Genomic DNA, 26583 nt, shown 5'->3' on the forward strand with positions numbered 1-26583 from the left:
TCATGAGCAAACTCACCCGTCGCACCATCCTGAAATCCGGCACCGCGGCTGCGGGCACGCTGCTGCTGCCGCGCTTTGCTATCGCGCAAGGCGACAATCGTCCGTCGGTGACGATCGCCGTGCAGAAGGTGACCAACGCGAACGTGCTGGACGTGCTGCGCGAGCAGTCCAATGTCGGCGAGCGCGTGTTCTTCTCCTCGATCTGGGAGGGCCTGATTTCCAAGAACTGGCGCGGCAGCCTCGAGGCCGTGCCGGGCCTTGCGACCGAGTGGCGCCGCATCGACGACCAGACCGTCGAGGTGAAGCTGCGCCAGGGCGTCAAGTTCCACAATGGCGACGAGCTGACGGCGGAGGACGTGGTCTTCTCCTTCAGCCGCGAACGCATGTTCGGCGAGACCGAGGCCAAGAGCCGCTCCACCATCCAGGCCTTCGAGAAGATCCCGACGCCGCGTCCGGGCAAGGAACTGCCGCCCGATGTGCCCGCCGTCGCGCGCCGGATCTGGCCGGACCTCGTGCGCGTCGACGCCGTCGACAAATACACCGTGCGCTTCTACAACGCGACGCCCGACGTCACCATCGAAGGCCGACTGTCGCGCTACGGCTCCGACATCATGAACCGCCGGGCCTGGGACGAGTCCGCAAGCTATCTCGACTGGGCGCGCAAGCCTGTTACCACCGGGCCCTACCGGGTCGTCGAGCTCAAGCCCGACGTCTCGCTGACGCTGGAAGCACACGATGAATATTGGGGCGGCCGTCCGCCGCTCAAGCGCATCCGCTTCCTCGAAGTCCCTGAAGTCGCGAGCCGCATCAACGGGCTGCTCTCGGGCGAGTACCAGTTCGCTTGCGACATCCCGCCGGACCAGATCGCCGGCATCGAGAAGAATGCGGCGTTCGAAGTGCAGGGCGGCACCATCCTCAATCACCGCCTGACCGTGTTCGACAAGAACCACGCCGTGCTCGCCAATCCGCTGGTGCGCCGTGCCTTCACCCACGCGATCGACCGCCAGGCTATCGTCGACAGCCTGTGGGCCGGCCGCACCCGGGTGCCGAAGGGCCTGCAGTGGGAATTCTACGGCGACATGTTCAACGCCGACTGGAACGTGCCTGCCTATGATCCGAAGCTCGCGCAGGACCTGTTGAAGCAGGCCAATTACAAGGGCGATCCGATCCCGTATCGCCTGCTCAACAACTACTACACCAATCAGGTCGCGACCGCGCAGGTGCTGGTCGAGATGTGGAAGTCCGTCGGCCTCAACGTGCAGATCGAGACCAAGGAGAACTGGTCGCAGATCATGGAGAGGGCACCGACGCGCGCCGTGCGCGACTGGTCGAACTCGGCCGCCTTCAACGATCCCGTCTCGTCGCTGGTGGCCCAGCACGGGCCCAACGGCCAGCAGCAGCAGATCGGCGAATGGACCAACGCCGAGCTGAACACGCTCTCGGAGTTCCTGGAGACATCGACCGACCGCGCCGCGCGCAAGAAGGCGTTCCGCCGCATGCTGGAGATCGCCGAGCGCGAGGACCCCGCCTACACGGTGCTGCATCAGAATGCGACCTTCACGGCCAAGCCGAAATCGATCAAGTGGAAGGCATCGCCCGCCTTCGCGATGGATTTCCGCGCCGGCAATTTCGAGGCCTGAGGTGTCGCCGCTGGTCAGCATTGAAGGCCTGAGCGTCGCCTTCAACGGCGTGCCGGTGCTGCGTGGCGTCGATCTCACCCTGCGCAAGGGCGAGGCCCTCGGCCTCGTCGGGGAATCCGGCTCCGGCAAGTCGGTGACGTGGCTTGCCGCGCTGGGCCTGCTGCCGCGGCATGCGCGGGTCCTGGGCTCGGTGCGGCTCGACGGGCACGAGCTCCTGGGCGCGCCCGCGGTTGAACTCGATCGGGTCCGGGGCGGGCGGGTCGCCATGATCTTCCAGGATCCGGCGAGCGCGCTCAACCCGGTGCTGACCATCCGCAAGCAGCTCTGCGAGGCCCTGGCGCTGCATCGCGATCTCTCTGGAGAAGCGGTGAAAGCCGAAGCGCGACGGCTGCTCGATCTCGTCGGCATTCCCGACGCAGGCCGGCGGCTGTCCGCCTATCCGCATGAATTCTCCGGCGGTCAGGTGCAGCGCATCATGATCGCGATGGCGCTCGCCGGAAATCCCGACCTGCTGATTGCGGACGAGCCGACCACCGCGCTCGACGCCACCATTCAAGCCCAGATCCTGGAGCTGCTCTCGTCGATCCGCCGCGAGATGAGCATGGCGATGGTCCTGATTAGCCACGACCTCGGCGTCGTCGCCGAGAATTGCGACCGCGTCGCCGTGATGTATGCCGGCCGCATCATCGAGGAGGCGCCGGCCAACCAGCTCTTCGCCGATCCCGTGCATCCCTACGCACAAGGCCTGATCGGCGCGCTGCCGCCGCTCGACGGTCCGCGCCGGCGCCTCACCGCCATTCCCGGCACGGTGCCCGATCCCGCGAGTATGCCTGATGGCTGTGCGTTCGCGCCGCGTTGCGCGTTGGCGGCCGGGCCGTGCGGCCTCGCCGCGCCGAGCCTGGCACCGATCACGAACGACCGCGCGGTCGCGTGCATCCGGGCCGAGGCCTCGCGCCGCGCACTGCTTGGGATCGCCGCCGAATGAGCGCGCCGCTCGTCGAAGTGTCCGCGATCTCGCGCAGCTACAGCATGCGTTCCGGGATGTTCGGCCGGAGCACGGCCGTCCATGCGGTCGATGGCGTCTCGCTGGCCATCCCCAAGGGCGAAACGCTGGGCCTCGTCGGCGAGTCCGGCTCGGGTAAATCCACCACGGGTCGCATCGTGCTCGGCCTCGAGCCGCCCGATCGCGGCGAGGTGCGGTTTGACGGCAAGCCCATGGCGGCGCCTGGCACGCAGGCGTGGCGCGCGCAGCGGGCGCGCATGCAGATGATCTTCCAGGATCCATTGGGAGCGCTGGACCGGCGCTTGCCGGTCGCGACACAGATCCGCGAGCCCTTGGACATTCATGGCCTCGGTACGCCGGGCGAACGCGATGAGCGGGTGCGCGAATTGCTGCAGGCGGTCGAACTGACGCCTGCGCATGGCGCGCGCTATCCCGGCGCACTCTCGGGCGGACAACGCCAGCGCATCGTGCTGGCGCGGGCGTTGGCGACAAAACCTGATTTCCTCGTCTGCGACGAGCCGGTCAGCGCGCTCGATGTCTCGATCCAGGCGCAGGTGGTGAATTTGCTCGCCGATCTTCAGGCACAGCTTGGTCTCACGCTGCTCTTCATCAGCCACGACCTGCGCGTCGTCCGCCAGATCAGCAATATCGTCGCCGTGATGTATCTCGGCCGCATCGTCGAGATCGGCAGCGCCGACGATCTCTTTGCGCGGCCGGAGCATCCCTATACGCAGGCACTCGTCTCGGCCTCGCCGGCGCCCGGCCGCCGCAGCGCGGGCCGCATCGTACTGGCTGGCGATCCGCCGAACCCGGCCGCGCGTCCCCAAGGCTGCGCCTTCCATCCGCGTTGCCCGCGCGCGATCGCGCGCTGCGCGAGCGAAGTGCCGGTTCTCTCGGTCGTCGGCGGCGACAGGCAGGTCGCGTGCCATCTGGTGACCGGTCCGCAGGTCGAAACGCGGGACGCCGCGTGATGGGGCGTTATCTTGCCATTCGGATCGGGCGCGCGGCTCTGACGATCGTCCTGGTCGTCACCTTCGCTTTCGTCGTGCTGCGGCTGTCGGGCGATCCTGCGTTGATGATCCTGGGACCGGAAGCGCCACCGGAGGTCATCGCGGCCTTCCGCAAAGCCTGGGGCCTCGATGATCCCATCTGGTTTCAGTATCTCGATTACTTCAGCGCCATCGCCAAAGGCGAGCTCGGCCGCTCCATGCGCGACGGCCGCCCCGCGATCGAGCTCGTGCTGGAGCGCATCCCGGCAACGCTGGCGCTGACGCTGCCGGCCTTCGTCTTCAAGGTGGGGCTCGGCATCCCCGCCGGCATCTACGCCGCGCTGCATCGCGGCTCTGCGATCGACCGTGCCGTGATGATGACGGCGGTCGCCGGGTTCACCGTGCCGAGTTTTGTCCTTGCGCTGCTGCTGGTTCTCGTCTTCGCCGTGCAATTGGGCTGGCTGCCGTCGGGCGGGCAGGACAGCTGGCGTCACGCGATCCTGCCGATCGCGACGCTGAGCCTTGGCGGCGCAGCGGTGCTGGCGCGCTTCACCCGCAGCGCGATGCTGGAGGTGCTGGGCCAGCCCTATATCCGTACGGCTTCCGCCAAGGGTGTGCCGTGGCGCAGGGTGGTGACCTCGCATGCGCTGCCAAATGCGGCGATCCCGACCGTCACCATTCTCGGCTTCATGGTGGGAACGCTGATCGCGGGCGCCGTCGTGGTCGAGAGCGTGTTTTCGTGGCCGGGGGTAGGGCGCCTGCTTGTCGTCGCCGTCGCCAACCGCGACCTCGCGGTCGTGCAATGCATCCTGCTGCTGGTTGCGTTGACCATGGTCACGTCGAACCTGGTCGTCGACTTCCTCTACGGCTTCCTCGATCCGCGGCTGCGCGCCAAGGGAGCGCATGCATGACCGACGCGACGCTGAAGGACACCGAAGCGTTTTCAAGCGAAGTGGACACCGGTTCGCGTAGAGAAAACGCGTCAAAACTGGAATCTAGAGCCCCGTTCCGATTTCATCGGAACGGAAAGGGCTCTAGCGTCCGCCGCCGCATCAGCCTGCCGGCGATCCCGGTGTCTGTCGCGCTTGCGGTCACCTGGATCGTCGCGATGCTGGTGATTGCGGCCTTCGCCGAGAAGATCGCGCCCTATGGCTACACCCAGCTCGACCTGCGCAATCGTCTGGCGTCGCCCCGCAATGTCGCGCACTGGCTCGGCACCGACGAGCTTGGCCGCGACGTGCTGTCGCGCCTCCTCGTCTCGATCCGTATCTCGCTCCTGATCGCCTTCGGCGCCACCGCGATCTCGGCGATTGTCGGCACCACGCTCGGCTTTTTCGCCGCGCATTTCCGCGGGACCGTCGAGCAGCTCGTGCTGATGCTGACCGATTTCCAGGCCAGCATGCCCTTCCTGATCATGGCGCTGGCCGTGCTCGCCTTCTTCGGCAATTCGCTGCCGCTGCTGATCGGCCTGATGGGCCTGTTCGGCTGGGAGCGCTACGCCCGCATCGCGCGGGGACTGGCCATCTCCGCCAACGCCCAAGGCTATGCCGCCGCGGTCCGTCAGCTCGGCGCGACGCCGTCGCGGATTTACCTCCGGCACATCCTGCCCAACATCGCCTCGACCCTGATCGTGTCGACGACGCTGGTCTTCCCCGAGGTGATCCTGATGGAGTCGGGCCTGTCCTTCCTCGGCCTCGGCGTGCAGCCGCCGATGACCAGCCTCGGCAACATGGTCGGCTACGGCCGCGAATACCTCACCCGGGCGCCCTGGATCATGCTGGCGCCGGCGACCACCATCGTCGTCACCACGCTGGCGGTCTCCGTGATCGGCGACTGGCTGCGCGACCGGCTCGATCCCACCCTGCAATAGCGCGACTGGCGTGAGGCGAGCGCCGAACTGCCCGAGCTTCTAGCTCGGGATAGCGAGCTTCCTGCCGCGCCCGAGCGCGAATTGACCGACCGGGCCCTCTATATGGAATTCCAGCTCCGTCATTGTCGCGAACAGGTCGATGTTGGTGCTCCCGATGGCGCAGCCGCCGAGGTCCATATCGGTCGCGGCCAGGTAAAACGTCTGGATCAGGCTGCCGACATCCTTCAGGATCAACGAATATGCGATCGAGCTGTATTTCCAGGAGACCCGCCCAAAGCGCGCCGCGATCGTGATCAGGATTTGTGGCTGACCCGGCGCGTCCATGGCGAACTGGGCTGCCACCGCGTGCGCCTGGAGTTGTTGGGTGGAGGCGCTGATCGCCACCAGCGCGTGGCTCCCTGCATCGTAGTGGTAGAGTCCGCGCGCAAGCCCTTCGCAGTTCGAGACCGTCAGGTACAATTCCAGCTCGTAGGCGCTGCCCGCCGACGGATATGGCCTCGTGCTGTAGGTGACGTCGGGACCGCCGTCAAAATACGGGCCGCTCTTCCATTCGGACACGACGCGCGCGGTGGTGTCGAGAAACTGTGCGAGTTCGCCGAGCGTGACAGGATTCTTGTCGTCGAAATCTCGTGTTGAATGGCGTTCGCGCAACAGCTTCGAGAAGCGGGAGTTCGGCTCCGGGGAGGAGAATTTGCGTAGGTCGATCTTGCTGCCGGGCCAGGGCGGGCGCACCGCAGGCAGCGGCGGAACGATGCTCGCATAGGTGAAAGCGGCGCCGACCGGATTGGCTTGCCGCCCCTCCGTGCTCCGCGTGTGAAACACCAGGTCATGGAAATCCCAGAGAACGAGACTGCCGTCGCCTTCATTCACTCGCAGGCCTTGTCCGTCTTTCGCATCGAGCTTGAGCAGGATCCGGCTTTCCACCAACAGTTCGAGCAGACAGAGATTGAAAGTGGCTGCCTTCCGGTTGAGCTTGCCGATCTTCTGAGGCTGCGACAGCGCAGCAAGGGTGGCGGCGACGGCGGGATCGCCAATCCGGAACAGCGCGCCGGCGCGTGGCGATTCCAGAACCATCTCATTGCCGCGCCGGCGCAGATAGGCAAAGCGCGACAACACAATGGTATCACGGCTGCCCAGCTTCGCGCGTCGCGGCCAGTATTCGGGGACTTGAGGCTCGATGACCACGAGGTCCCGCTCGTCGCGCGAGGAGGAGAGGCGATATTCCAGAAGCCCCTGCCGGGCCAAGCGATGCACCAGGGCGTCGATTTCCCTGGCGAGGGTGCTCTTGCCTGCAAACGAAGCGAGCGGAAGGCCGGTGCTCAGGTGTCGCGCGCGGTCTATCGCGGCCTTACTGAATTGTCCGAGGTTGACGGAATAGTCGCCCAGAGAGGCGGCGACGTTTCCGTCCGCCTGCATCTGGAGGGAGAAGCGATGGCTCAATCGGGCCGCAATGTCTGGCGCGATCTTTCCGGTCGGTGTTTTCCTGGAGGTGCGCACGAAAGAGCAACCCTTCAGGTGTGCGGAAGGAATGAAATCAGATCGCTTTCCAGTCGCGGCCGGTCCAACAATCCGAGCTTCACCGGCACATCGTAAAGGCGGCCCGGTGCGAAGCGGCGATAGAAATGACGCAAGCCGGGAACGAGCACTCTGACGACCGGAACCTCGACGTCGGGACGTGTCTGGTCGAGGACGAGGAAATCGTAGCCTGCACGGGCGGCGATCTCGACGCAGGCAATGACCTGATCACGCGTATTGTCGTGGAGCTTGAGGCTCGGCGCCGGAGGGACGATCGGGCGGTCGCTCGGTGTCAGGAACGGGTAGTTTTCCAGGCGCAGCGGCGTGACACCGTCAAGTGTCGGCTTCTCGCCGCTTGCGCCGCCCATCATGCCGACGGACATAAATTGGGTCAGTTCGGTGAGGGAGCGCAACAGGGCTATGTGGCGGTCGAAATGCGCGCCGGAACCGAACTCGATATTTTCGTGTCCATTCTGCATCCAGTGCATGATAGCCACGTAAGTCGGAATGCCGAGGTCGGTGGTGACATCGAGCACCCACAGCTTGCGCCCGGCATCCGCAAATTGAGCCTGGAGATCCCGGACATAGAAATCGTCGAACTGCTCGAGATCGACCGCGGCGCGCTGCACCTGATTATACCACCAGATCGCGTAAGCATCGCGCTCGATCAGTTCCAGGAAGCCCTGAACGATGGCTTCGTCGCGGGTATTGCCGGCCGCGCAGCCGTTGGAATCGGTATGAAAGCCGCCATAGAAGAAGTACAGCAGGCCGGTCGGCAGATATTTGAAGCGTTTGTCGCGCAACGATGAGACCGGCGACCACTCGGTCCTCGTCGAGGGATCGAACGGCTCGGGAACCGGATGGGGATCGTCCGGCGGCTGGAGAAACCTGTTCTTGAACTGCGTTTCGCTGAAGAGTTGGACGTCGTTGGGAAGAAGCGCGTCGCCGGGCGCGAAATCGACAAAGCGGCGCGTCGTCCTGATCTCATCGCCTTGGAAAATGCCCGAATAGCGTTCGATCGACTCCATCAGCGCGCTGGCCTCGCCCTGCTCGGCAGTCGAGCCCTTGCCAAAGCTGCCCCCGCTCAATCCGGACCTGAGCTGGTCGATGCTGTGGGCCGGCGCGGAGAAATTATGCTGGGCGAAGTAATTGGTGTTCATCGGCAGATCGGCCTCGATCCGCTCAAGCCGCGTGACCACGCCGGTCAGCGGGCTCACATGCTTGCGGAAGCGCGACACCGTGGCCCGCGACGTCATGGTGCGATATCCACCGCTGGTCATGACGAGCTTCTTGCCTTCGGCGATCTCGACCAGGGCCGGGGATCGGCGCGGGTTGTGCAGCTTCTTGCTGCCGCAGGTTGGGCATTGCGGGCGTCGCGCGACATAGTGCTTTGCGATGACGGCGCCGGCCAGGTCGAAGCTTGCGATGTGATCGCGCAGATCAGTGCGAAAGCCCGAGGCGATTGCCTTGGCGATCTCGACGGCTGCGAAATGGATTGCGGTCCGTCCGACGGGATGGTTGACGAGCGGCGATATGGCGACCGCACGCGCCGGTCCCCGGTCAAGAAACCCCTTGATCTCCCTGTTGCGGATCATGCGATCGAACAGGCAAGTCCAGCACGAGCTTTCGCCCGGTTTGAACATGGGCCCGACCAGCGGAAACGCGCCGGACGGCTGCACCAACAGCCAATGCGTCTTGCCGGCTACGCGTTCCTGGTTCAGTTCGGCGAGCCGGCGGTCAAGATAATCGTTCACCAGCGTGATCGTGAGCTTCGGCGAGCGCTTGGCGATTTGAACGCCGAGCTTACTCAAGGCCGCGGTCAGCTCCTTGGCGCCTTTGACGTCAATCGACTCGATCCGCACGGAGCAACTGCGAAGATTTTGCTCCGCGACTTCCGGAGACAGGCCGAGGCTTGCCCAAAAACCGCCGACGGCTTCGTCGAATGCTGGCGATACCCGCGCAACGACATATCGGCGCTCGAGGAGCCGCTTGATCGCCTCCTCGATCTTGTCGGCCGGGAAGCGCTTCGAAAGCTGGCGAATGATCGCCGGCCTGGCGTTGCCATGTTCTCCGATCGCGGTGGCCAAGGCGCAGTAGAGTTCGCCGTGCAGGAAGAACTTGCGATCCTCGGAATAGAGGCAAACCGCATCGGGAGGCAGTAAGTAGGCGGTGAAGTTCGGTGCAAATCGGAGGAGGTCTTTGCGGGTCTGCCGCGGGACGCGGGTCTTGCTATTGGCATTCATTGCGTCAGCACGCCGATCCGGTTGCCGTTACGTCAGATCGCCGGCGCAAGATGGATCGTCGTGCCCGCGCGCTGGTATTTTCCCAGAGAGTTGAAACAAATTCGCCCGTCACCGGCAAGCCATCGATGCAAGCGCCGTAGAGAAACCAAGCATTTGGCCGGCCGTGACAAAGGGGCCGGCCAATGAGATATGTCGGCTTGTGGACAGGCAATTCGGAACGCGCCGAGGCCTAGCACCAGCGGCAGCGCCCCCACGATGCGCAGCAACCCGCGCATGATACGGCGCACCCTACAACACCAACAGCACATCCAGCACACCGGCAACCGACGCCACATCGGCAACCGCGGCAACCTCGACAGCCTCTGCAGCCGCGGCAACCACCGCATCCGCGCCATGCCAACTGCACGCGGCTACCGACGTTTTCCTTGTCGAAGAGATGGAAGGTGGCGAGGCTAACGTCGGCCATTTCCTCTTCATCGAGCGTGATTGCCTGACCCGGTACAAGGTTCGGCATATGCTGTACGTCGGGTGCCGGCACGGCCGATGCCGATGCGCCTCCCGCTAGCGAAAAAGTCAGGCCTGCCGCCCCGAACGCAGGCACGGCGACTTTGGTTACTCGCTTCTTCGTTTTAGAAGATCGCTTCGCCTGCCGCATGGTCGAACCTCCGTGCATTGCAAGAAGCATCCCAGCCGCGCTAACTCTACGCCCGGAAAATAAGGCAGGCAACAATTGCGCGCCCAAAAGCGTGGCGCCGCACGTTCAAAGTGTATTCATCTTCATGAACAGCATCGGCTCGACCCGTTGACACAGGGCATCACTAATCCACGTACATGGCGGGCGCGCACGGAGTGCAGCTTGGTGCGGTGCCGCAATCGCACCCAGGCTTGAACGGAGAGATCGGCGTGGCAGATCAACTCGGACGTTTCGCTTGGTACGAACTCCTGACCACGGATGTCGCGGCAGCAGGCGCATTTTATCGCAAGGCCGTCGGCTGGGGTTTGAAGGATGAGTCGACTCCGAAGCTGGCTTACACGGTGGTTCGCAGCGGCAGCGTTCCGGTCGGCGGACTTTTGGATATCCCGGACGAGGGGCGGAGATTGGGGGCAACGCCGAGATGGATGGGTTACGTCGCCGTCGATGACCTGGACGGGACCGCCGCGAAGATCAGGCGTCTCGGAGGCACGATCTTTGTGCCGCCGACCGACACCAACATTGGCCGAATAGCAGTCGTTGCCGATCCGCAGAAGGCGACGTTCGGTCTGATCGAGGAACCGACACATGGCCGATCGAAGCCGGGCGGGCTGGACGAGCCGGGGCGCGTCGGTTGGCACGAGCTATTGGCCGGCGACCGGACCGTGATCTTCGATTTCTACAGAGCATTATTTGGTTGGCAGAAGGCCGACGCTCAAGCCGATCCAGCGGACTGGTATCAATTGTTTTCGGCGGACGGACAAACGGTCGGCGGCATGCTGACGAAACTTCCGAGCGTAGCGCAGCCATGCTGGCTGCATTACTTCAATGTCGACGACATCGGCGCTGCGACTAAGCAGGTGAATGCCGGTGGAGGCCGGATCCTCCAGGGTCCGATCGAATTGCCCGATGGCTGCTGGATCGCACGATGTGTCGATCCCCAGGGCGCCCTGTTTGCACTGCAGGGGGCCCGAGGTCAGGCAGGCATCGAGCCATCCTCGGCCTCGGAAGTCGGGTGGTCCGCCAAGTGGGGCGACGTTGCCTCACAGGGGAGAATTGTGCTGCCCAAGCCGAAGCGCTAGCTACAGCGTCTGCCCGGCGCCGACGCGTCCTTCAAATAGGCCGCGCCGGGAGCAGGGGAGGCCTGCGAAAGACCGATCCGGCCCTGTCCGGCCCAAGTTCCCGTTGCGCCAGCCGACCCCGTGCGCTATCCGGCCGGAAAGGCCTGAGGCGGCTTCCATTTTCCCGCCGGCCAGCCAAACCGAGGACGGAAACCGCCATGCCAGCCTATCGCTCCCGCACCACCACCCACGGCCGCAACATGGCGGGTGCCCGCGGCCTCTGGCGCGCGACCGGCATGAAGGACGCGGACTTCGGCAAGCCGATCATCGCGGTCGTCAACTCCTTCACCCAGTTCGTGCCCGGCCATGTCCATCTCAAGGACCTCGGCCAGCTCGTCGCCCGCGAGATCGAGCAGGCCGGCGGCGTCGCCAAGGAATTCAACACCATCGCGGTCGATGACGGTATCGCAATGGGCCATGACGGCATGCTCTACAGCCTGCCGTCGCGCGAGCTGATCGCCGACAGCGTCGAGTACATGGCCAACGCCCATTGCGCCGACGGCCTCGTCTGCATCTCCAATTGCGACAAGATCACGCCCGGCATGCTGATGGCGGCGCTGCGGCTCAACATCCCCGCCGTGTTCGTCTCGGGCGGGCCGATGGAGGCCGGCAAGGTCAAGCTCCAGGGCAAGACCAAGGCCGTCGACCTCATCGACGCCATGGTTGCCGCGGCGGACTCCAAGGTCAGCGACGAAGACGTCAAGGTGATCGAGCGCTGGGCGTGCCCGACCTGCGGCTCCTGCTCGGGCATGTTCACCGCGAATTCGATGAACTGCCTGACCGAAGCGCTCGGCCTCGCGCTGCCCGGCAACGGCTCGGTGGTCGCGACCCATGCCGACCGCAAGCGGCTGTTCGTCGAGGCCGGCCATACCATCGTCGATCTCGTCCGCCGCTATTACGAGCAGGACGATGCCTCGGTGCTGCCGCGCAACGTCGCGAACTTCAAGGCGTTCGAGAACGCGATGACGCTCGACATCGCGATGGGCGGCTCGACCAACACCGTGCTGCATCTGCTTGCGGCGGCTCACGAAGGGCAGGTCGCGTTCACCATGAAGGATATCGACCGACTGTCGCGCCGCGTTCCCGTGCTCTGCAAGGTCGCGCCGTCGGTTGCCGACGTCCATGTCGAGGACGTGCACCGCGCCGGCGGCATCATGGGCATTCTCGGCGAGCTCGATCGCGCCGGCCTGATCGATACGTCGGTCTCGACCGTGCATGCGCCGACCATGGCTGACGCGCTGGAGCGTTGGGACATCAAGCGCTCCAAGAGCGAGGCGGTTCGCACCTTCTATCGCGCTTCGCCCGGTGGCATCCCGACGCAAGTCGCCTTCAGCCAGGAGCGTCGCTACGACGAGCTCGATGCCGATCGCGAGAAGGGCGTGGTGCGCGATCTTGAGCACGCCTTCAGCAAGGATGGCGGTCTCGCCGTGCTCTACGGCAACCTCGCCCAGGACGGCTGCATCGTGAAGACTGCCGGCGTCGACGCCTCGATCCTGAAATTCTCCGGCCCGGCGCGCGTGTTCGAGAGCCAGGACGCGGCCGTCGACGGCATTTTGGGCGGCAAGGTCGTCGCCGGTGAGGTCGTGGTCATCATCTACGAAGGCCCGCGCGGCGGCCCCGGCATGCAGGAAATGCTGTATCCGACCAGCTATCTGAAATCGATGGGCCTCGGCAAAGCCTGCGCGCTCGTCACCGACGGACGCTTCTCGGGCGGCTCGTCCGGCCTGTCGATCGGACATCTGTCGCCGGAAGCCGCCGAGGGCGGCAACATCGGCCTGGTGCGGACCGGCGACCTTATCGCGATCGACATTCCGAACCGCAGCATCACGCTGGAGGTTTCCGACGAGGAGCTCGCCAAGCGCCGCGCGTCGGAAGAGGCGAAGGGGGACGCCGCCTGGCAGGCGACGGGCCGCAAGCGCAACGTCTCCACCGCGCTCCAGGCTTACGCTGCGCTCACCACCAGCGCCGCGCGCGGCGCGGTGCGCGAAGTGAAGCGCCGCTCGAACTGAGCGCGGCTTGCGCGCGCGATCGCGAGTGCCGCGGTCGCGCATGGTCAATAAGTCCTGAATGGCCGGCGAAAGCCGGCCGTTCGCATTAAGGATGCCTCAACGAAGTTCGGCAGCTTAGGATTTTGCCGCGTATACTGCTGCGACCTTCGCAAATCCATTTCGGGCAACTGGGGCACCACCACAATGTCTCGTACTCTTGCTGTCGTTTTCTCAACAATCGTCGCCGCGATTTCCATGACGGGCGCGGCCTCCGCCGGTTGCTACAATTGCTACACGCCGCCGCCGTGCCAGACCTGCTATCAGCAGCAATACGTGCAGCCGCAATACCGCACCGTCGATGAGACCGTGATGGTGTCGCCCGGCGCAACCGTCGCGCACCGCACGCCCGCGCAGTACCGCACCGTGATGGTGCCGCAGACTGTGATGGTCGCCCCGCCCGGCGTCCAGTACGAGCGCATCCCGCCGCAATACGCAACGCGCCAGCGCGTCGAGATGGTCTCGCCCGGCTATTCCTATTACGCCCCGGTGCAGATGGGCTGCGCGTCCTGCGGCTACTGAGCCGAGGCGGCGAGAACGTTTGGCGCGGCGTTCCCATCGGGCGCCGCGTTTTCTTTTGCGCATCAGCAAACGAGGCCCGGACATGGAGGCTACTCCAACCGGGCCTCGCAACCAGCGACGTCCTGGGAGATGTCGCCAGTGTCCGGGATTGCTGAGGAATACAGCCTAAGGGAATAGGCTGACGCTCGCCTGACAGACCGCCGGATATAATCTTGCCCATTCGTTTCCGTGCTGCGCGGAACGAGCTTTCGATGAGAAGGGGGCCATGACAGAAGCTGGATGCGCCTGACCGCCCCTGCCATGGTCGGCGATCGCGAGAGGAAGCATGGCGGACATATTTTGCAGTGACGACGCACTTGCCTACGAGCGCAGCCGGACGCGTTTCGCTCCCGGTCAAGGCATGATGCTCGACGATCCCTACCGTTTGGCGCATCTGCCTTTGGTCGCCCCTCACGATCCTCGCGTGATCGCAGCGAAGGATGGCACCTCCTACGACATGGGACGTCACCCGACGGCTTACTCGGTGGTGCTGCCCGTCTCAGCCGATGCACTCGAAGCCTCCCCGGCTTTTCAGGCGCTCGATGCGGAACTGCGGAGGGCTCGCTTTGCTCGCAAGGTGGCATGGCACGTGATGGACAGGCGGCGGGAGCGCCTGCATGCAACCATCTGCGGTGGCCTCGGCTCCGAGCCGCCGGCCATCGAACCTGCCTGTCACGTGGCTCTGGCCGGGCTCGGCCCCATCAGGGTCGAGGTCCGAGGGCTGTTCTCCGGAAATGTGAACCGGGGACGTCTCTATCTGCGGGTCTACCCCGAGCAGCGCGATGGCGTGAATCTCTTCCATACCGTCCAGCGCGTGCTCGGTCGCCCGACAACGGACCTCTACGTGGTCGGACTCTGGAATCTGATGGACGATCTCGATTCTGACGAGGCCGCAATCCTGGCGGCGATGATCGAGCGCTGGTGGTCACGCACGTTGCTGCGGGTCGAGGCGGACGAACTTTGGTTGCTCGGCGCACGCGATGACCTCGTGCTGGATGCAGAGATCAGCGCGCACCTGCGGCTGCGTTGAGGTGCCGTTCGACCGGCGGAAGCAATCGGTCGGTCCGGGCGGCCTCTGATTTCGCCGTGGGGCCGGAGAAGGACGGAATGCCTCGGTACTCGCGGAAGAGGGGGTGTCCTGTCAACCTTGCTGATATTGCGCGCCTTTTCCGGATGCGTCGCGTGCGATCTACGGCCCTAACCACGGTCCTTTTGGCAGCCTCTCGACCGTAGTCTTCAGCCAGTTCAAGCAGGGCAATGGCCTCGCCTGGCACCCTGCTCGCTTCCGCCATACCGCGGCACAGCCTCTCCATGCGCGCGAGTTCGTCGATGTAGTGCTGATGCGGCCCATGCGGCCGATCAGACGCCCGCCGGCTGCGAGGATAGAGCTGGCCCCGGTTGTTTGGACAGCGCCCCGCTGGATTTAAGTGGATTCCTGCCGGGTTATGCTGAACGCGGGGCTTTACGATTTTGTCGTTGCGTCGGGAGGGCGTAGCCCGACCAGAGCGACGACAAAATCGTCGGCGACGGTCATGCGGCCATCACCATAGCTTGCGTGCCGAAGTAAGCCTCGTCGGGCGTGCGCCCGTCAAGGCTCGAGTGAGGGCGTCCCTGATTGTAGAAGGCCAGATACTTGGCAATTGACGCTCGCGCCTCGGACACGCTGTCGTAGGCGCGGAGATAAACTTCTTCGTATTTGACCGTGCGCCAGAGCCGCTCGACAAACACGTTGTCGCGCCAGGCGCCCTTGCCGTCCATGCTGATGGCGATCTTCGCGTCCAGCAGCACATCGGTGAACTCGAGGCTGGTGAACTGGCTGCCCTGATCCGTGTTGAAAATCTCGGGCCTGCCGTGCTTCGCCAACGCCTCCTGGACCGCTTCGACGCAGAAGGCCGCCTCCATTGTGATCGAGACGCGATGGGCCAGGACCCGTCGGCTGAACACATCGACGACCGCCGCGAGATAGACGAAGCCACGCCGCATCGGAATGTAGGTGATGTCCATTGCCCACGCATGGTCGGGCCGGTCGATCTTCAATCCGCGCAACAGGTACGGGTAGATCTTGTGACCCGGAGCCGGCTTGCTCGTGTTCGGGCGACGATAGACCGCCTCGATCCCCATGCGCTTCATCAGCGTCGCGATGTGGCGGCGACCGGCGTATACCCCCTCCCGCCGCAGCAACGATCGCAGCATACGCGCTCCCGCGAAGGGATAATCAAGATGCAGCTCATCGAGCCGACGCATCAAGGCAAGGTCCTCGGCCGAAACTGGCCGAGGTTCATAGTAGACCGTGCTGCGAGCCAGCTTCAGGACCTTCGCCTGGCGCACGATAGAAAGATCATGACCGCGGTCGATCATCGCTTTGCGCTCAGCAGGCCCGCCTTGGTGAGCGCGCCGGACAAAAAATCGTTTTCCAACGCCAGCTCGCCGATCTTGGCATGTAACGCCTTCAAATCGACCGGCGTCTCGGCCGATGTCTTGTCATGCCCAAACACGCCGGCGGCGCCTTCCAGGAGCTGGTTTTTCCAGATCGTGATCTGGTTCGGATGAACATCAAACAGTTGCGCCAGCTCCGCCAGGGTCTTGTCGCCTTTGACCGCAGCCAAAGCAACCTTCGCCTTGAATGCCGGAGAATGCGTCCGGCGGCTCTTCTTCGTCATCTTCGCTCCTGATTCGCAGCAAGAATCCTCGCCGCTGTCAGGCAGAAAATCCACTCAAGCTACTGTCCGAATTTGCGGGGCCAGCTCTGATCGGTGCCTCTAGGCCAGTGTAGATTAGGCTGGCCACGACAGCGATCGCGATAAGGAAGAGTGAAAGCTGCAGTGCCATCGGCAACGTGACGGGAACGACCTATTGAGACGCAGTGTTCTAAAGTTAGAAGCGGAAGTAGATGAATTCGAAGCTCTCGCTGGCGTTCAGTGATAGCACCGCGCAGGCGGCGAGAAGACCAAAGGCGACCGCGTACACCGGCTTCGATTGAACCCGGGATACCAGATCGGACGTGTTGGGAAGCACTAGAGCTAGCGCTGCGGCAATGCAGATGACGATCGCGGACAATTTAAGGTCGAGATGACCATCGGTGCCTGCGCTCCTGCTCCAGATCAACGCCTGGTAGATGTGTATCGCCGAATCAAAATGCTGAGCCCTGAATAGCACCCAGCCGAAAACAACAAACAGAAAGGTCAATGGCCAACAGATTATTGCTGGCATGGGCAATTTGGACCGTCGCCAAAGAAGGTCTATTCCAAGTCCTGCGCCATGCAGAATGCCCCAGGCGACGAAGGTTAGGCCGGCGCCATGCCATAGACCGCCGAGCGTCATAGTCGCGAGAAGAGCCCAGAGCTGGACAACGAGACCATGCCGATTGCCACCGAGTGGAATGTATAAATAGTCACGCAAAAAGCGAGACAGCGTCATGTGCCATCGTCGCCAAAAGTCCTGCAGCGTGGTTGCGCGATAAGGAGCGTCGAAGTTCTGCGGCAGTTTGATGCCAAACAGCAGAGCCGATCCGATCGCCATGTCGGTATAGCCCGAGAAGTCAAAGAATATCTGGAAAGTGAAGGCTAGAGTAGCGATCCAAGAATCGATGGGTGTAACAGGCGAAGTCTCTGCCGCCTTGAAGACCGGATCGGCGATTACGGCAAGGTTGTCACCAAGCATGGTCTTCTGGCAAAGGCCAAGAATGATCAGCATCAGCCCGCTTGCTGCGCGCTTCCATTGTGCATCGTCGCCCGAAAAAGGTCTTGCGAGTTGATGCATGACCTCGCGCCAGCGAACCAGCGGCCCAGCAAGTACCTGCGGGAAAAATGCAATGTAGAGTCCATACTCGATCAACGTATATTGTGGCGCAAGCTTCCGCCGCAGGTCCGTCAGATACATGACGTGATGGAAGGTGAAGAAGGAGATTCCGAGCGGCAGCGCTATATCAAACTGAGGGGCGGCCCATCGAATAGGCAGAAGGCCGAGCAGAAAGTTTAGATATTTGAACACCGCGAGCGCCAAGAGGTTGGCGCAGATCGCGCTATAGATGATCCAGGATTGGGATGTGCGGACAAACCAGCACGCAGCGAGCCAGTTAATCACGATGGACAGAGCGATCAGAGGGATAAAGCGCGGATCCCAATAACCATAGAAGACGATTGATAACGCGAGTAGAGTGCCGAGCCGCCAGTTGGGCAACCAGCTGCAGCACGCGAAATAGACGAGCCAAGCCGCAGGAAGAAAGACGGCGAGATAGCCGAACGAATTAAACAGCAAGTTCAGGGCCCTTTGAGTTCGGTCGGTATAGCGTCCCTGATGCTGTCCTCAATAAGTGCCGCATAGGCGCGTCGATAGTGAATGGCATCGTAGAAGTTTGCGACATCGTGATTTTCTGAACGATCTTCGCTAGACCAGTCGAGCACCCTGATATGCCGAAGGCCTGACGTTGACTGCACTAGAGTGCTCTTACAATCACGGTCTGTTTTGTCGGCGTCGCTGCCTGGCCGCGGAGTGTAGCTAACGTAGCGCGGTGTCCAAACGAGTACAAAGAAAGCTGGCGATGAGCGGCCGACGACATCTACGAGACGCTGGATTGCCGGGAAACGGCCCGTCGAATTGGAGGATTTCTCTGGTCTCGCATTACCACTTAGGATCGCCCGCACCGTGTCGATGTCGTAATGGACAAATGGCCCGATAAATGGGTGATAGCCGTCAATTGCTATCCACGGCTGATATCCGTCGGCTTTCACCGATCGGCGGTTCGAAGATATCGTTTTGAACAGCTTGAAGGACGTTTCGCCGGCAAGGCCGATTAGGTAGCGCGACATTGATGAGTAGAGCCAATACGGGAAGGGCCGATGCTCCTGGAAATCGGCTCCGCACCATGTCTCCGGAAGCAACGCTGCGACAATCATCTTGGTGTCAGGATGCTGAGCCAAGAAGAACGACATTGTTGCAATTGAAGCGGGAGCTGCAGTGCCGGAAATCGAGAGAGACACAAACCTCTGGCCGGTCGATGCGCTCAGAGATGCAGGCATCAACGGCATGGAGGAAGAGTTACCGATGATCGCGGAGTTGAATTGAGGGTTGAGCGCGCGGGATACCATCACCGGTCGTTCTTCGATGAATCCGATCTGATCGCCCTCGCTAAGTCGGAGGCGTCCGAACGGATCTAGGACGGCCGAGATCGTGAATGCGAGAAGAAGCCCGAAAGCCATACTCACAGCGCCAAACGCGATATAGCGGCGCCAGCTTATGCCGCCTAGCAACCTTAACAAGGCAATGACCCCCGACTGCAATCAGGGGTGACTACTCGTAAAAGTTGCTTCTGTCCATAACACTTTGGCCGCAGTTGCGGGAGCACATGCGAGCCGCGCGTCCTTGAGCGAGATGTCCTTAAAGGGACCCAGGCGGGGCCAGCGACTCGCAAGGGAGCTTGAACCACCTTCCACACCCACGACTCGCAGTAAGTTCGCCGGCGTTCCGGAGCCCAAGGGATTGATAATTTGACTCTGGCCCGCGCCGCGGTTCGATGGTGGCGGAAGGCGGCGGCCCGCTCCTGGTCGCCCGTAGCGTCCGGTACGAGCACATCCCGCCGCAATACGCTACGCGTCGGCGCGTCGAGATGGTCTCGCCCGGCTATTCCTATTACGCCCCGGTGCAGATGGGCTGCGCGTCCTGCGGCTACTGAGCCAAGGCAGCGACGAACAATTCCATGCGGCGCTCCTCACGGGGCGCCGTTTTGCTTTGGGGGCAGCAAACGAGGCCCGGAAACGGAGGCGACTCCAAACCGGGCCTCGCAACCAGCGACGCCCTGGGAGATGTCGCCAGTGTCCGGGATTGCTGAGAAACCCAGGCTAAGGGAACAGGCTGACGCTCGCCTGACAGATCAGGGCGGCCGAGGGGGACGAGGGGCCAACTTCGCGTTGCCTTGCGCCGTCGACTACGTTAAGCGACAGCCATTCCGGGTTTGGAAGGGTGGCCGAGTGGTTTAAGGCACCGGTCTTGAAAACCGGCGTGCCTGCAAGGGTACCGTGGGTTCGAATCCCACCCCTTCCGCCAGTTTCGACCGAAATGTGTAGGGCCGAACTTCGGGCGGCCGGTTCACGCCGGCGGGCCTCCTTTAAAATTCGTTAGTTGGGGGTGCTGCCGCTCTTGGCCTTGGACGAATGTTTCACTACTGATTTAGGCGGTGCGGCCAGCTTCTTCGACGCTTCGTCGCCGCGGGCAGTTCCCCACGGATCTACGGCCTTTTGGTCAGGAACGTTGCCGAGGGAGCGTTGATAGGCGCGCTCAGCCCGAATGTCGTCCGCCTTCTGCGTCTCCGTCTTGTCCTGGGACTGTTCGCCATACATTGGAACATGGTCCTGCGCCAATGCGGTCGGTGCGATCAGAGCAAACATGACAGCGACGGCGATTTTGCGCATCGAGAAAACCCCCGGTTCTGCGACGAGCATAACATCGCGCCGATTGCGGCATCAATGGGCGCGGTTTGACAGACACCCCTTCCGCCATACGATCGGTCGGGCTTTCCCGGGCAGGTAATCGGTGAACCAGACGTCCAATCCGGCCGCGCTCGACAAGCTCAAGCTTCGCATCCAGGCGTTGCGCGCCAAGACGATCGCCAATGGCTGCACCGAGGAAGAGGCGCTGTCGGCCGCCGCCAAGGTCGCCGAGCTGCTGGATCGCCACGATTTGTCGCTCTCCGACGTCGACCTGCGGGCGTCGCCGTGCGAACGGAGGGTCTTTGAGACCCATCGCAAGAAGCGAATTCCTCTGGACGATTGCATCGGCGCGATCGCTCATTTCTGCGATTGTCGGGTCTGGCGCGAGAAGAATGCGGCCGGCGAGAGCAGCTATGTGTTCTTTGGTCTCGGCGCGGATGTCGAGGTCGCGCATTATCTGGCGGAATTGATCGACGGCGCCGTGCGCGCCGAGCTTGGTCGCTTCAAGACCTCGGTCGACTACAGCAGGTTCCGGCACCAGGAGCGGCATCTGGCCAATGCCTCCTTCGCGCTCGGCATGGTGGCGTCAATCGCGGACAGGCTGCAGGCGATCAAGGCCGGTCGCGATCAGGTCAACGAAAGCACCGGTCGCGGGCTGGTCGTGCTCAAGACCTCGGTGGTCGATGCGGAATTCGACAAGCTCGACCTCAAGCTCCGGACCCAGCGCAGCACCGGCCGGATGGTGTCGATGGCGGCCTATGAAGCCGGCGGCGCCGCGGGCGGGTCGCTGGCCATCAATCCCGGCCTTGGCGAGTCGCAGTCACGGACCGCTCCCAAAGGAAGCTGAACGCATCGGGGCAAGGGACGATGCGCCGATGTATTTCGGAATAATAGCAGTATACTCCTGTTTTGCCCGACGTGCCAAAGGGCCTTGCGGGGGTGGGACGCCCAAGCTGTTGATCCCAAACGCATTGGCTACTGTGCATGGGGTTGTTTTCGAAAATTCCAGCGGGCCGCGCCGAAATGCCCGCTCGTCGGCGTCAAGCCGGCGCGCGCAAAGAAATAGGTCGAGCCGGCTCTCGATGGCGCCTCTAACTATCTGATATTTCGTTTCTTTATTCGGTTGCGGCAGGGCTTCCGGTTCGGTTCGGGGAACTCTTTCGCTGCGTCCGCGTTGTCTTGCCATGACCGAAGATCTTTCCTTCCGACGCAAACCCTTGACCCCCGAACAGCGTCAGGCGCGCGATGCGGCACGCCGGATCGAGGCTGAAAAGGCCATGCGCGACCACGAGGAGGCGCAGAAGCAGTTCTACGCCAACAAGGAACGGCTGCGGGCCGAGCGGCTCGCACGCGAAGCAGCGACGGCAAAGGACTGACCGAACGCGGTCGCCGCGCCAGAACCTCCGGATGTATTCCAGCCGGGCCGGACCTAGTGCCGTTGCGGCGTGCGCGTCGTGCTGAAGGCGAGCTTGAGCGCCTGGACGGCGCCTGCCAATGCCCCGCGGGGCGATTGGGCCTCGATCGCTTCGGCTGCGATGCGGCAATCGTCGGCGACCTTGAGCAGTCCGTGTCGTGCAAGGTCCATGGTGGAGAGGGCGGCCTGCTCCAGGCAGACCCGTTCAAGCCGTCGAAACTCCCGCAGCTCTCTGTTCATGCGTCAGCTCTCGATGTCCCCGGGCTATGCGGCGCTGAGTCCACTTAACAAAGAGTAAACGCTTTCCTGTAGCCGGTCTGGCTGGCGCGGAGCTGGCCGGCTGCCGTGATGGCCGGGCCTGCCGCAAGCGGCGGGCTTGACGGCGTTTGGCTTCCGCCGGAAGATTCAAATGATCCTCAACTGACGTGAAAGACGGAGACGTTCGCTCCCAGCCAGTCCGATCCGCAGCAGCGAAAACGCAATGGAGCTGACCATGACCACGTTCGACAAGCGCGAGCAGGGCTTTGAAGCCAAATTCGCCCACGACGAGGAGCTCATATTCAAGGCCACGGCCCGGTCGAACAAGCTGCTCGGGCTCTGGGCCGCCGGCCAGCTCGGGCTCAGCGGCGATGCCGCCAAGAGCTATTCCACGGCGCTGGCGACGGACCATCTGGAGAGCCGGACGATGGACGAGGTCCTGGACAAGGTGTCAGGCGATCTCGCCGCCAAGGGGGTGGCGCGCGAGCAGGTCGCCGCGAAGTTCCAGGAATGCCTGCATCAGGCCATTCAGCAACTCGAAGCCAAAGAGTGAGCGCCGCGCAGTTAGGCGCTCACAGCACCATGTGGGCGATCTCGATGGGCTCGCCGCCGAGGCCGTGAGAGAATTGCCCCTCTGCCAGGCGGTGGGACGCAAGGTGAGCGGGCTGGTCCTACTCGGCATGCTTGTTGCGCATTCCGGAATCGCTGAGCTTGTCGACATAGGCGATGCCGAGCGCCGAGACGATGAAGGTGATGTGGATCAGCACCTGCCACATCACGCCGGTCTCGGTGAAGCCGGCGCGGTTCGAGCCGAGATTGCCGGCCTCGATGAAGGTGCGCAGCAGCGCGATCGAGGAGATGCCGATGATTGCCATGGCGAGCTTGATCTTCAGGACGCTCGCATTGACGTGGCCGAGCCATTCCGGCTCGTCGGGATGGCCCTGGAGATCGAGCCGCGAAACGAACGTCTCGTAGCCGCCGACGATGACCATCACCAGCAGGTTGGAGATCATCACGACGTCGATCAGCGCCAGCACGCTCATCATGATCTGCTGTTCGGTGAGATCGAGGGCGTGCCAGGACAGATGCCAGAGCTCCTTGAGGAACAGCGCGATGTAGACGCATTGCGCCACGATCAGTCCGAGATAGAGCGGCAGTTGCAGCCAGCGCGAGCCGAAGATGATCATCGGCAGCAGGCCGAGGCGCGGCGAGGGCGGGCGGGCTTCGGTCGTGGGGGCAGGCTCAACCGACATTCAGGCAGCATCCTCGCATCGAGATGATCGCTTTCACGTAGCCCGACAAGATGGCCGGCGGAAGACGCGCGGTGCGCTTGCAGCCTTCCAGGGATCGTGCCGTTTCGTGCTACCGTGCCGGGCGGCCGTCGCGACGGCCTGGATCGCGGGAGGCGGGACGTGCGGAGCGGCTTTGGCAGTGGGCCCGGGAGGATCGCGCTTGTTGCGGCGATGATGATGCTTGGCGGGGGCGAGGTGTCGGCTACGCCGTTGACGCCGTTTCGCTACGAGGCGCAAGCGCAGCGCCATTGTCCGCATGACAAGGTGGTCTGGCTGGATTTCAGGAAGGGCGTCTACTACGCCAGGGGCCAGAAGCGATACGGCCAGGGTTTTGACGGCAGCTTCGTTTGCCTCGGCGAGGCCCGCGACGGCTTCTATCGTCGCTCGCTGCTCGGCCTGCGCTGAGCGGCGCGCGACGGAGCGCGAAAACGATCCGGCCTATTTCCGGTCGGGCAGCTTCACCGGGATATGCGGGGAGGTGCTGATGACCCTTGGACTTCCGTCCGGATAGGTCCGGCCGCCGCGGATCAGCGATTCCAGGACCAGGAAGAATTTCTCGGCAAGCATTGCGTCACCTTCGTTGGTGATGGCCTCTTGAAATGAGTCGAGGCGCCGAACGCGGAAATTCAATCAACTAAACGGGAGCGGGACAATTCCGGGACAAACACCCGTGTTGCGGGGCCGTACGGTCGTGGTCGGAAACGCCGGGAAAGGGGGGCTGTGATCAGCCGAAGGCCAACGCCACCAGGCTCGAGCACAACAGCACCAGACCGCCTGCGGTCAATGCCAGGAAGCCATCGGATACGAGGTCATGGTTACGCATTGGACACCTGCCGCTCTCGTCTGCGATGCTCGATCGGATCGCTTGAAATTGCCCGAACGTGCCGTCTTGAAAGAGGTGATGCTTGCCGCCCGCGCGAGTGCCTCAGGCCCTCGTACGGTAACCTTCAAACGCATGGGCCAGGAAGATCCCCGCGCTTACCAGACCCATCAGTGCCGAAACCGTCTCGATCATCGTTAAATTCCAAATCCCGCCCTTGCATGCGAGAGAACGCGTGCGGCCTTGCACAGTCAAAAGAATTCCAGTGAGTGGCGCGACAATGGGGGTGGAGTGAGGATTTAGCGCAACAGAATGTCCAGGAGTGGCACCGAGCAGGTGCCTGTGCTCCGTAGATGAACGGGGGAAAGCGAACGCGCCGTTTACCATCTCCGCGCGATCGCCGCGGGCTCCCCATTTCCGCCGTGTTCGGGTTGCGATATCGTCACGACGTCCGAAGCGGTGGTGGGCCGCCTCGGAGCAAAGGACCGGACAGCGCTCCCCGTCGAAGCGGGGTGGGTACGCCTCCGGCGAAATGGTATTTGGGGCGAATGGGGATCCGACGGTCAGATTCGGTATTGCGGGCCGCGCGTGGTGTTGCGGCGGCCGCGACCTGCCTCGCGCTCGCCAATTGCGCGTCCTCCAACAAATTCGCCAGCCGCGTCGACCCGAAATATGGCGTGTCCTCGAGCCCCCGGGTCGTGGCTTTGGGTGATCCGGTCCCCAAGGGCGGCGGCACCTACCGCGTCGGCAAGCCCTACGTCGTCGCCGGCCGGACCTATGTGCCGGAGGAGGACGTCAACTATCGTGCCGAGGGCATGGCGTCCTGGTACGGCGACGATTTCCATGGCCGCCTGACCGCCAATGGCGAGGTGTTCGACATGGCCTCGCTGACGGCGGCGCATCCGACCCTGCCGATGCCGTCCTATGCCCGGGTGACCAACATCTCGAACGGCAAGTCACTGATCGTCCGCGTTAATGACCGCGGCCCCTATCACGGCAACCGGCTCATCGACGTCTCGAACAAAGCCGCCGAACTCCTTGAATTCAAAGGCAATGGCGTCGCCAAGGTCCGCGTCGAATATGTCGGCCGGGCGCCGCTGGAAGGTTCCGACGACCGCCAGCTGATGGCGACCCTGCGCACCGGGATCCCGGCGCCGTCGCCTTCGATGGTCCGGGTCGCCTCGGCAAGGCCATTCGTGCCGGAGCTGCCCTCGTCGAACCGTGGCGCCATCCGCGGCGAGGTTCCGATGCCGGAGGGGCGGCCCTACAGTCTCGGCAATAGCACGGCCGACATGGCCTCGCTCAATTCGACCTCGGAAATGTCGGCCTCGAGCCGCAGCCGGGGCCGGCCGCTCCAGAACGCGCGCGCCGTGTCCTATGACGAGGACGGCCGCTACGCCACCGAGAGCGCGCCCTCGGCCGCCTATGCCTCCGACGGCGCCGCCGAGGCCCGCAGCATCCTGAGCGGCCGCGGCCTCTACTAAACCCGGACAATCACCGAGCGGTTCTGACGTCGCTGGCTAACGCCTAGAACAGGATTCGCGCCGGTTTTACCTTCGGCGCGGATTCGCCGAGACGGAGCAGGCGGGCGCCGCTCACATCGCAATGAAGAAGGACATCGGCTAGCGCGCCGACGCTTCGCGCAGGAATTTCACGAGCGCAGCGTTGACCTCGTCGGGCCGCTCCTGCTGCACCCAATGGCCGGCGCCTTCGATGATCAGTTTTCGTGTGAGATTTGGCAGCACGCGCTCGAGTTCGTTGACGCGCTTGGCGCCGATCAGGCCTGTAATGACGGCGTCTTTCGAACCGGCAATGAAGAGGGACGGCTGGTGGATCTGCGCATCCTGCCAGGGCGCCGTCAGCTCCCAGTTGCGGTCGAGGTTGCGATACCAGTTCAGCCCGCCGCGGAAGCCGGATTTGCGGAATGTCTCGGTGAAGTAGGCGAGGTCGGCCTCGCTCAGCCAGTCCGGTAGCGGCTCATCGGCAGTCGCGTGGCCGAGAAAGCCCTTACCCTCCTGCACGAACATGGCCGCGGAGGGATCGGCGAGGCCGCGTCCGCCGAGCACGATGCGCATGGTGCGGGCGACGTCGCGCTCGAGCTCGACTTCGGCGACGCCGGGCACCTGGAAATACTGCCAGTAGAAGTTGGTCACGCCGCCCTGACGCAGCAGGTCGAGCGGCTTGCCGCGGCCGCGGAATGGCGGCGGCACGCTCAGGCCGGCCACCGCCGTGAAGATGTCGGGGCGGAACAGCGCCGCGTGCCAGGCGACCGGCGCCCCCCAATCGTGGCCGACTACCATGGCCTTGCTTTCGCCAAGCGCCTGCACGAGGCCGACGATGTCACCGACCGTGTCGAAGATCGAATAGGCGCTCACGTCGGCCGGCGCCGCGCTCTGGCCGTAGCCGCGCATGTCGGGGGCGACGACGTGAAACCCGGCGGCCGCCAGCGCCGAGATCTGGTGGCGCCAGGAATAGGACAATTCCGGCCAGCCATGGCACAGCACGACCAGCGGTCCCTGGCCGGCCTCGCGGATGAACAGGTCGATCCCGTTGGCCTTGATCACGCGGGTGGAAGACATCGCTTTTCCGCCTTGTTTCAGGGGTTTGGTCGAGAAATATGAGGTGCCACGATAGGGGCGTGACGAGAATCGTGCAATCTCGGGTTCCGGCACCTGCCTCATGTTGTTCGCGCCGGT

General features: G+C 63.5%; 25 protein-coding genes and 1 tRNA gene. 16 read left to right on the forward strand and 10 right to left on the reverse strand.

The window, feature by feature from the left end; genetic code table 11:
* Positions 1-2 precede the first annotated feature (2 nt).
* The 5 genes from ACVWW6_RS28990 to ACVWW6_RS29010 are packed head-to-tail and all read left to right on the forward strand — an operon-like array spanning position 3 to position 5502.
* Positions 3-1640 carry an ABC transporter substrate-binding protein gene (locus tag ACVWW6_RS28990; protein WP_304553460.1) on the forward strand — a complete coding sequence of 546 codons (1638 nt, stop codon included), beginning with the start codon at positions 3-5 and terminating at the stop codon, positions 1638-1640.
* Between the two features lies 1 nt (position 1641).
* Positions 1642-2625: an ABC transporter ATP-binding protein gene (locus ACVWW6_RS28995; RefSeq protein WP_011087314.1), complete on the forward strand. Its 984-nt coding sequence runs from the start codon at positions 1642-1644 to the stop codon at positions 2623-2625.
* Positions 2622-3614, forward strand: coding sequence for an ABC transporter ATP-binding protein (locus ACVWW6_RS29000; protein ID WP_060912224.1), 993 nt, complete (start codon positions 2622-2624; stop codon positions 3612-3614). The genes ACVWW6_RS28995 and ACVWW6_RS29000 overlap by 4 nt, the downstream gene beginning before the upstream one ends.
* A complete protein-coding gene (locus ACVWW6_RS29005; protein WP_304553454.1) occupies positions 3614-4543 on the forward strand; it encodes an ABC transporter permease in 930 nt (309 codons plus the stop codon). The genes ACVWW6_RS29000 and ACVWW6_RS29005 overlap by 1 nt, the downstream gene beginning before the upstream one ends.
* Positions 4540-5502, forward strand: coding sequence for an ABC transporter permease (locus tag ACVWW6_RS29010; protein ID WP_456681790.1), 963 nt, complete (start codon positions 4540-4542; stop codon positions 5500-5502). The genes ACVWW6_RS29005 and ACVWW6_RS29010 overlap by 4 nt, the downstream gene beginning before the upstream one ends.
* Positions 5503-5541: 39 nt before the next feature.
* On the opposite strand, the gene ACVWW6_RS29015 is transcribed toward ACVWW6_RS29010, so the two are convergent.
* Both ACVWW6_RS29015 and ACVWW6_RS29020 read right to left on the reverse strand, forming a co-directional pair.
* Positions 5542-6918, reverse strand: a complete 1377-nt coding sequence (locus ACVWW6_RS29015; protein ID WP_456683192.1) for a SagB/ThcOx family dehydrogenase — start codon at positions 6916-6918, stop codon at positions 5542-5544.
* Positions 6919-7013: 95 nt separating this feature from the next.
* Complete coding sequence (locus ACVWW6_RS29020) at positions 7014-9260, reverse strand: TOMM precursor leader peptide-binding protein (protein ID WP_456681791.1); 2247 nt, start codon at positions 9258-9260, stop codon at positions 7014-7016.
* Positions 9261-10163: 903 nt separating this feature from the next.
* Here ACVWW6_RS29020 and ACVWW6_RS29025 point away from each other — a divergent pair.
* From ACVWW6_RS29025 to ACVWW6_RS29040, 4 genes are all read left to right on the forward strand, one after another.
* Positions 10164-11033, forward strand: coding sequence for a VOC family protein (locus ACVWW6_RS29025; RefSeq protein WP_456681792.1), 870 nt, complete (start codon positions 10164-10166; stop codon positions 11031-11033).
* A 197-nt stretch (positions 11034-11230) separates the two neighbouring features.
* Complete coding sequence (ilvD, locus tag ACVWW6_RS29030) at positions 11231-13081, forward strand: dihydroxy-acid dehydratase (protein ID WP_456681793.1); 1851 nt, start codon at positions 11231-11233, stop codon at positions 13079-13081.
* Between the two features lie 234 nt (positions 13082-13315).
* On the forward strand, positions 13316-13639 hold the full coding sequence (locus tag ACVWW6_RS29035) for a hypothetical protein (protein ID WP_304565067.1): 324 nt from the start codon (positions 13316-13318) through the stop codon (positions 13637-13639).
* A gap of 325 nt (positions 13640-13964) precedes the next feature.
* Complete coding sequence (locus ACVWW6_RS29040; protein ID WP_456681794.1) at positions 13965-14708, forward strand: hypothetical protein; 744 nt, start codon at positions 13965-13967, stop codon at positions 14706-14708.
* A gap of 500 nt (positions 14709-15208) precedes the next feature.
* Here ACVWW6_RS29040 and ACVWW6_RS29045 read toward each other — a convergent pair.
* The 3 genes from ACVWW6_RS29045 to ACVWW6_RS29055 all read right to left on the reverse strand — a co-directional run bounded on the left by ACVWW6_RS29045 (position 15209) and on the right by ACVWW6_RS29055 (position 18876).
* Positions 15209-16338 (reverse strand): IS3-like element ISRj2 family transposase gene (locus ACVWW6_RS29045; RefSeq protein ID WP_456679960.1). Its coding sequence is split into 2 segments (ribosomal slippage): positions 15209-16086 and positions 16086-16338, totalling 1131 coding nucleotides; the frame shifts between segments, so codons are not numbered across the junction.
* Positions 16339-16552: 214 nt separating this feature from the next.
* Complete coding sequence (locus ACVWW6_RS29050) at positions 16553-17935, reverse strand: MBOAT family O-acyltransferase (protein WP_456681795.1); 1383 nt, start codon at positions 17933-17935, stop codon at positions 16553-16555.
* A 2-nt stretch (positions 17936-17937) separates the two neighbouring features.
* Entirely contained in the window at positions 17938-18876 is a 939-nt protein-coding gene (locus tag ACVWW6_RS29055; protein ID WP_304553441.1) for a hypothetical protein, read from the reverse strand.
* Between the two features lie 314 nt (positions 18877-19190).
* Between ACVWW6_RS29055 and ACVWW6_RS29060 the strand changes: the two genes are divergently transcribed.
* Both ACVWW6_RS29060 and ACVWW6_RS29065 read left to right on the forward strand, forming a co-directional pair.
* On the forward strand, positions 19191-19349 hold the full coding sequence (locus tag ACVWW6_RS29060) for a hypothetical protein (RefSeq protein ID WP_456683258.1): 159 nt from the start codon (positions 19191-19193) through the stop codon (positions 19347-19349).
* A 281-nt stretch (positions 19350-19630) separates the two neighbouring features.
* Positions 19631-19720 (forward strand) — tRNA-Ser (locus ACVWW6_RS29065).
* A gap of 71 nt (positions 19721-19791) precedes the next feature.
* On the opposite strand, the gene ACVWW6_RS29070 is transcribed toward ACVWW6_RS29065, so the two are convergent.
* A complete protein-coding gene (locus ACVWW6_RS29070) occupies positions 19792-20085 on the reverse strand; it encodes a hypothetical protein (RefSeq protein WP_161534942.1) in 294 nt (97 codons plus the stop codon).
* Positions 20086-20206: 121 nt separating this feature from the next.
* Here ACVWW6_RS29070 and ACVWW6_RS29075 point away from each other — a divergent pair, with 121 nt between their 5' ends.
* A complete protein-coding gene (locus tag ACVWW6_RS29075; protein ID WP_456681796.1) occupies positions 20207-20950 on the forward strand; it encodes a DUF7168 domain-containing protein in 744 nt (247 codons plus the stop codon).
* A 337-nt stretch (positions 20951-21287) separates the two neighbouring features.
* The gene (locus ACVWW6_RS29080; protein ID WP_028174031.1) at positions 21288-21479 is read left to right on the forward strand and encodes a hypothetical protein; all 192 of its coding nucleotides are present in this window, start codon (positions 21288-21290) and stop codon (positions 21477-21479) included.
* Positions 21480-21532: 53 nt separating this feature from the next.
* On the opposite strand, the gene ACVWW6_RS29085 is transcribed toward ACVWW6_RS29080, so the two are convergent.
* On the reverse strand, positions 21533-21757 hold the full coding sequence (locus tag ACVWW6_RS29085) for a hypothetical protein (protein WP_060912232.1): 225 nt from the start codon (positions 21755-21757) through the stop codon (positions 21533-21535).
* A gap of 253 nt (positions 21758-22010) precedes the next feature.
* On the opposite strand from ACVWW6_RS29085, the gene ACVWW6_RS29090 reads away from it, so the two are divergent.
* A complete protein-coding gene (locus tag ACVWW6_RS29090) occupies positions 22011-22328 on the forward strand; it encodes a DUF1476 domain-containing protein (protein WP_038967566.1) in 318 nt (105 codons plus the stop codon).
* Between the two features lie 118 nt (positions 22329-22446).
* Here the strand turns inward: ACVWW6_RS29090 and ACVWW6_RS29095 are convergent, their stop codons facing one another.
* Positions 22447-23028, reverse strand: a complete 582-nt coding sequence (locus tag ACVWW6_RS29095; RefSeq protein WP_011087294.1) for a TIGR00645 family protein — start codon at positions 23026-23028, stop codon at positions 22447-22449.
* Between the two features lie 210 nt (positions 23029-23238).
* Between ACVWW6_RS29095 and ACVWW6_RS29100 the strand changes: the two genes are divergently transcribed.
* Positions 23239-23472: a hypothetical protein gene (locus ACVWW6_RS29100; protein WP_456683193.1), complete on the forward strand. Its 234-nt coding sequence runs from the start codon at positions 23239-23241 to the stop codon at positions 23470-23472.
* A gap of 33 nt (positions 23473-23505) precedes the next feature.
* Here ACVWW6_RS29100 and ACVWW6_RS29105 read toward each other — a convergent pair whose 3' ends face one another.
* The gene (locus ACVWW6_RS29105) at positions 23506-23634 is read right to left on the reverse strand and encodes a hypothetical protein (protein WP_256380384.1); all 129 of its coding nucleotides are present in this window, start codon (positions 23632-23634) and stop codon (positions 23506-23508) included.
* Positions 23635-24435: 801 nt separating this feature from the next.
* Here ACVWW6_RS29105 and ACVWW6_RS29110 point away from each other — a divergent pair.
* Positions 24436-25371, forward strand: a complete 936-nt coding sequence (locus ACVWW6_RS29110; RefSeq protein WP_456681797.1) for a septal ring lytic transglycosylase RlpA family protein — start codon at positions 24436-24438, stop codon at positions 25369-25371.
* 138 nt (positions 25372-25509) lie between these two features.
* Here ACVWW6_RS29110 and ACVWW6_RS29115 read toward each other — a convergent pair whose 3' ends face one another.
* Positions 25510-26466, reverse strand: coding sequence for an alpha/beta fold hydrolase (locus ACVWW6_RS29115; RefSeq protein WP_304553430.1), 957 nt, complete (start codon positions 26464-26466; stop codon positions 25510-25512).
* Positions 26467-26583: the final 117 nt, after the last annotated feature.

The sequence above is a fragment of the Bradyrhizobium sp. USDA 3311 genome (assembly GCF_054062495.1).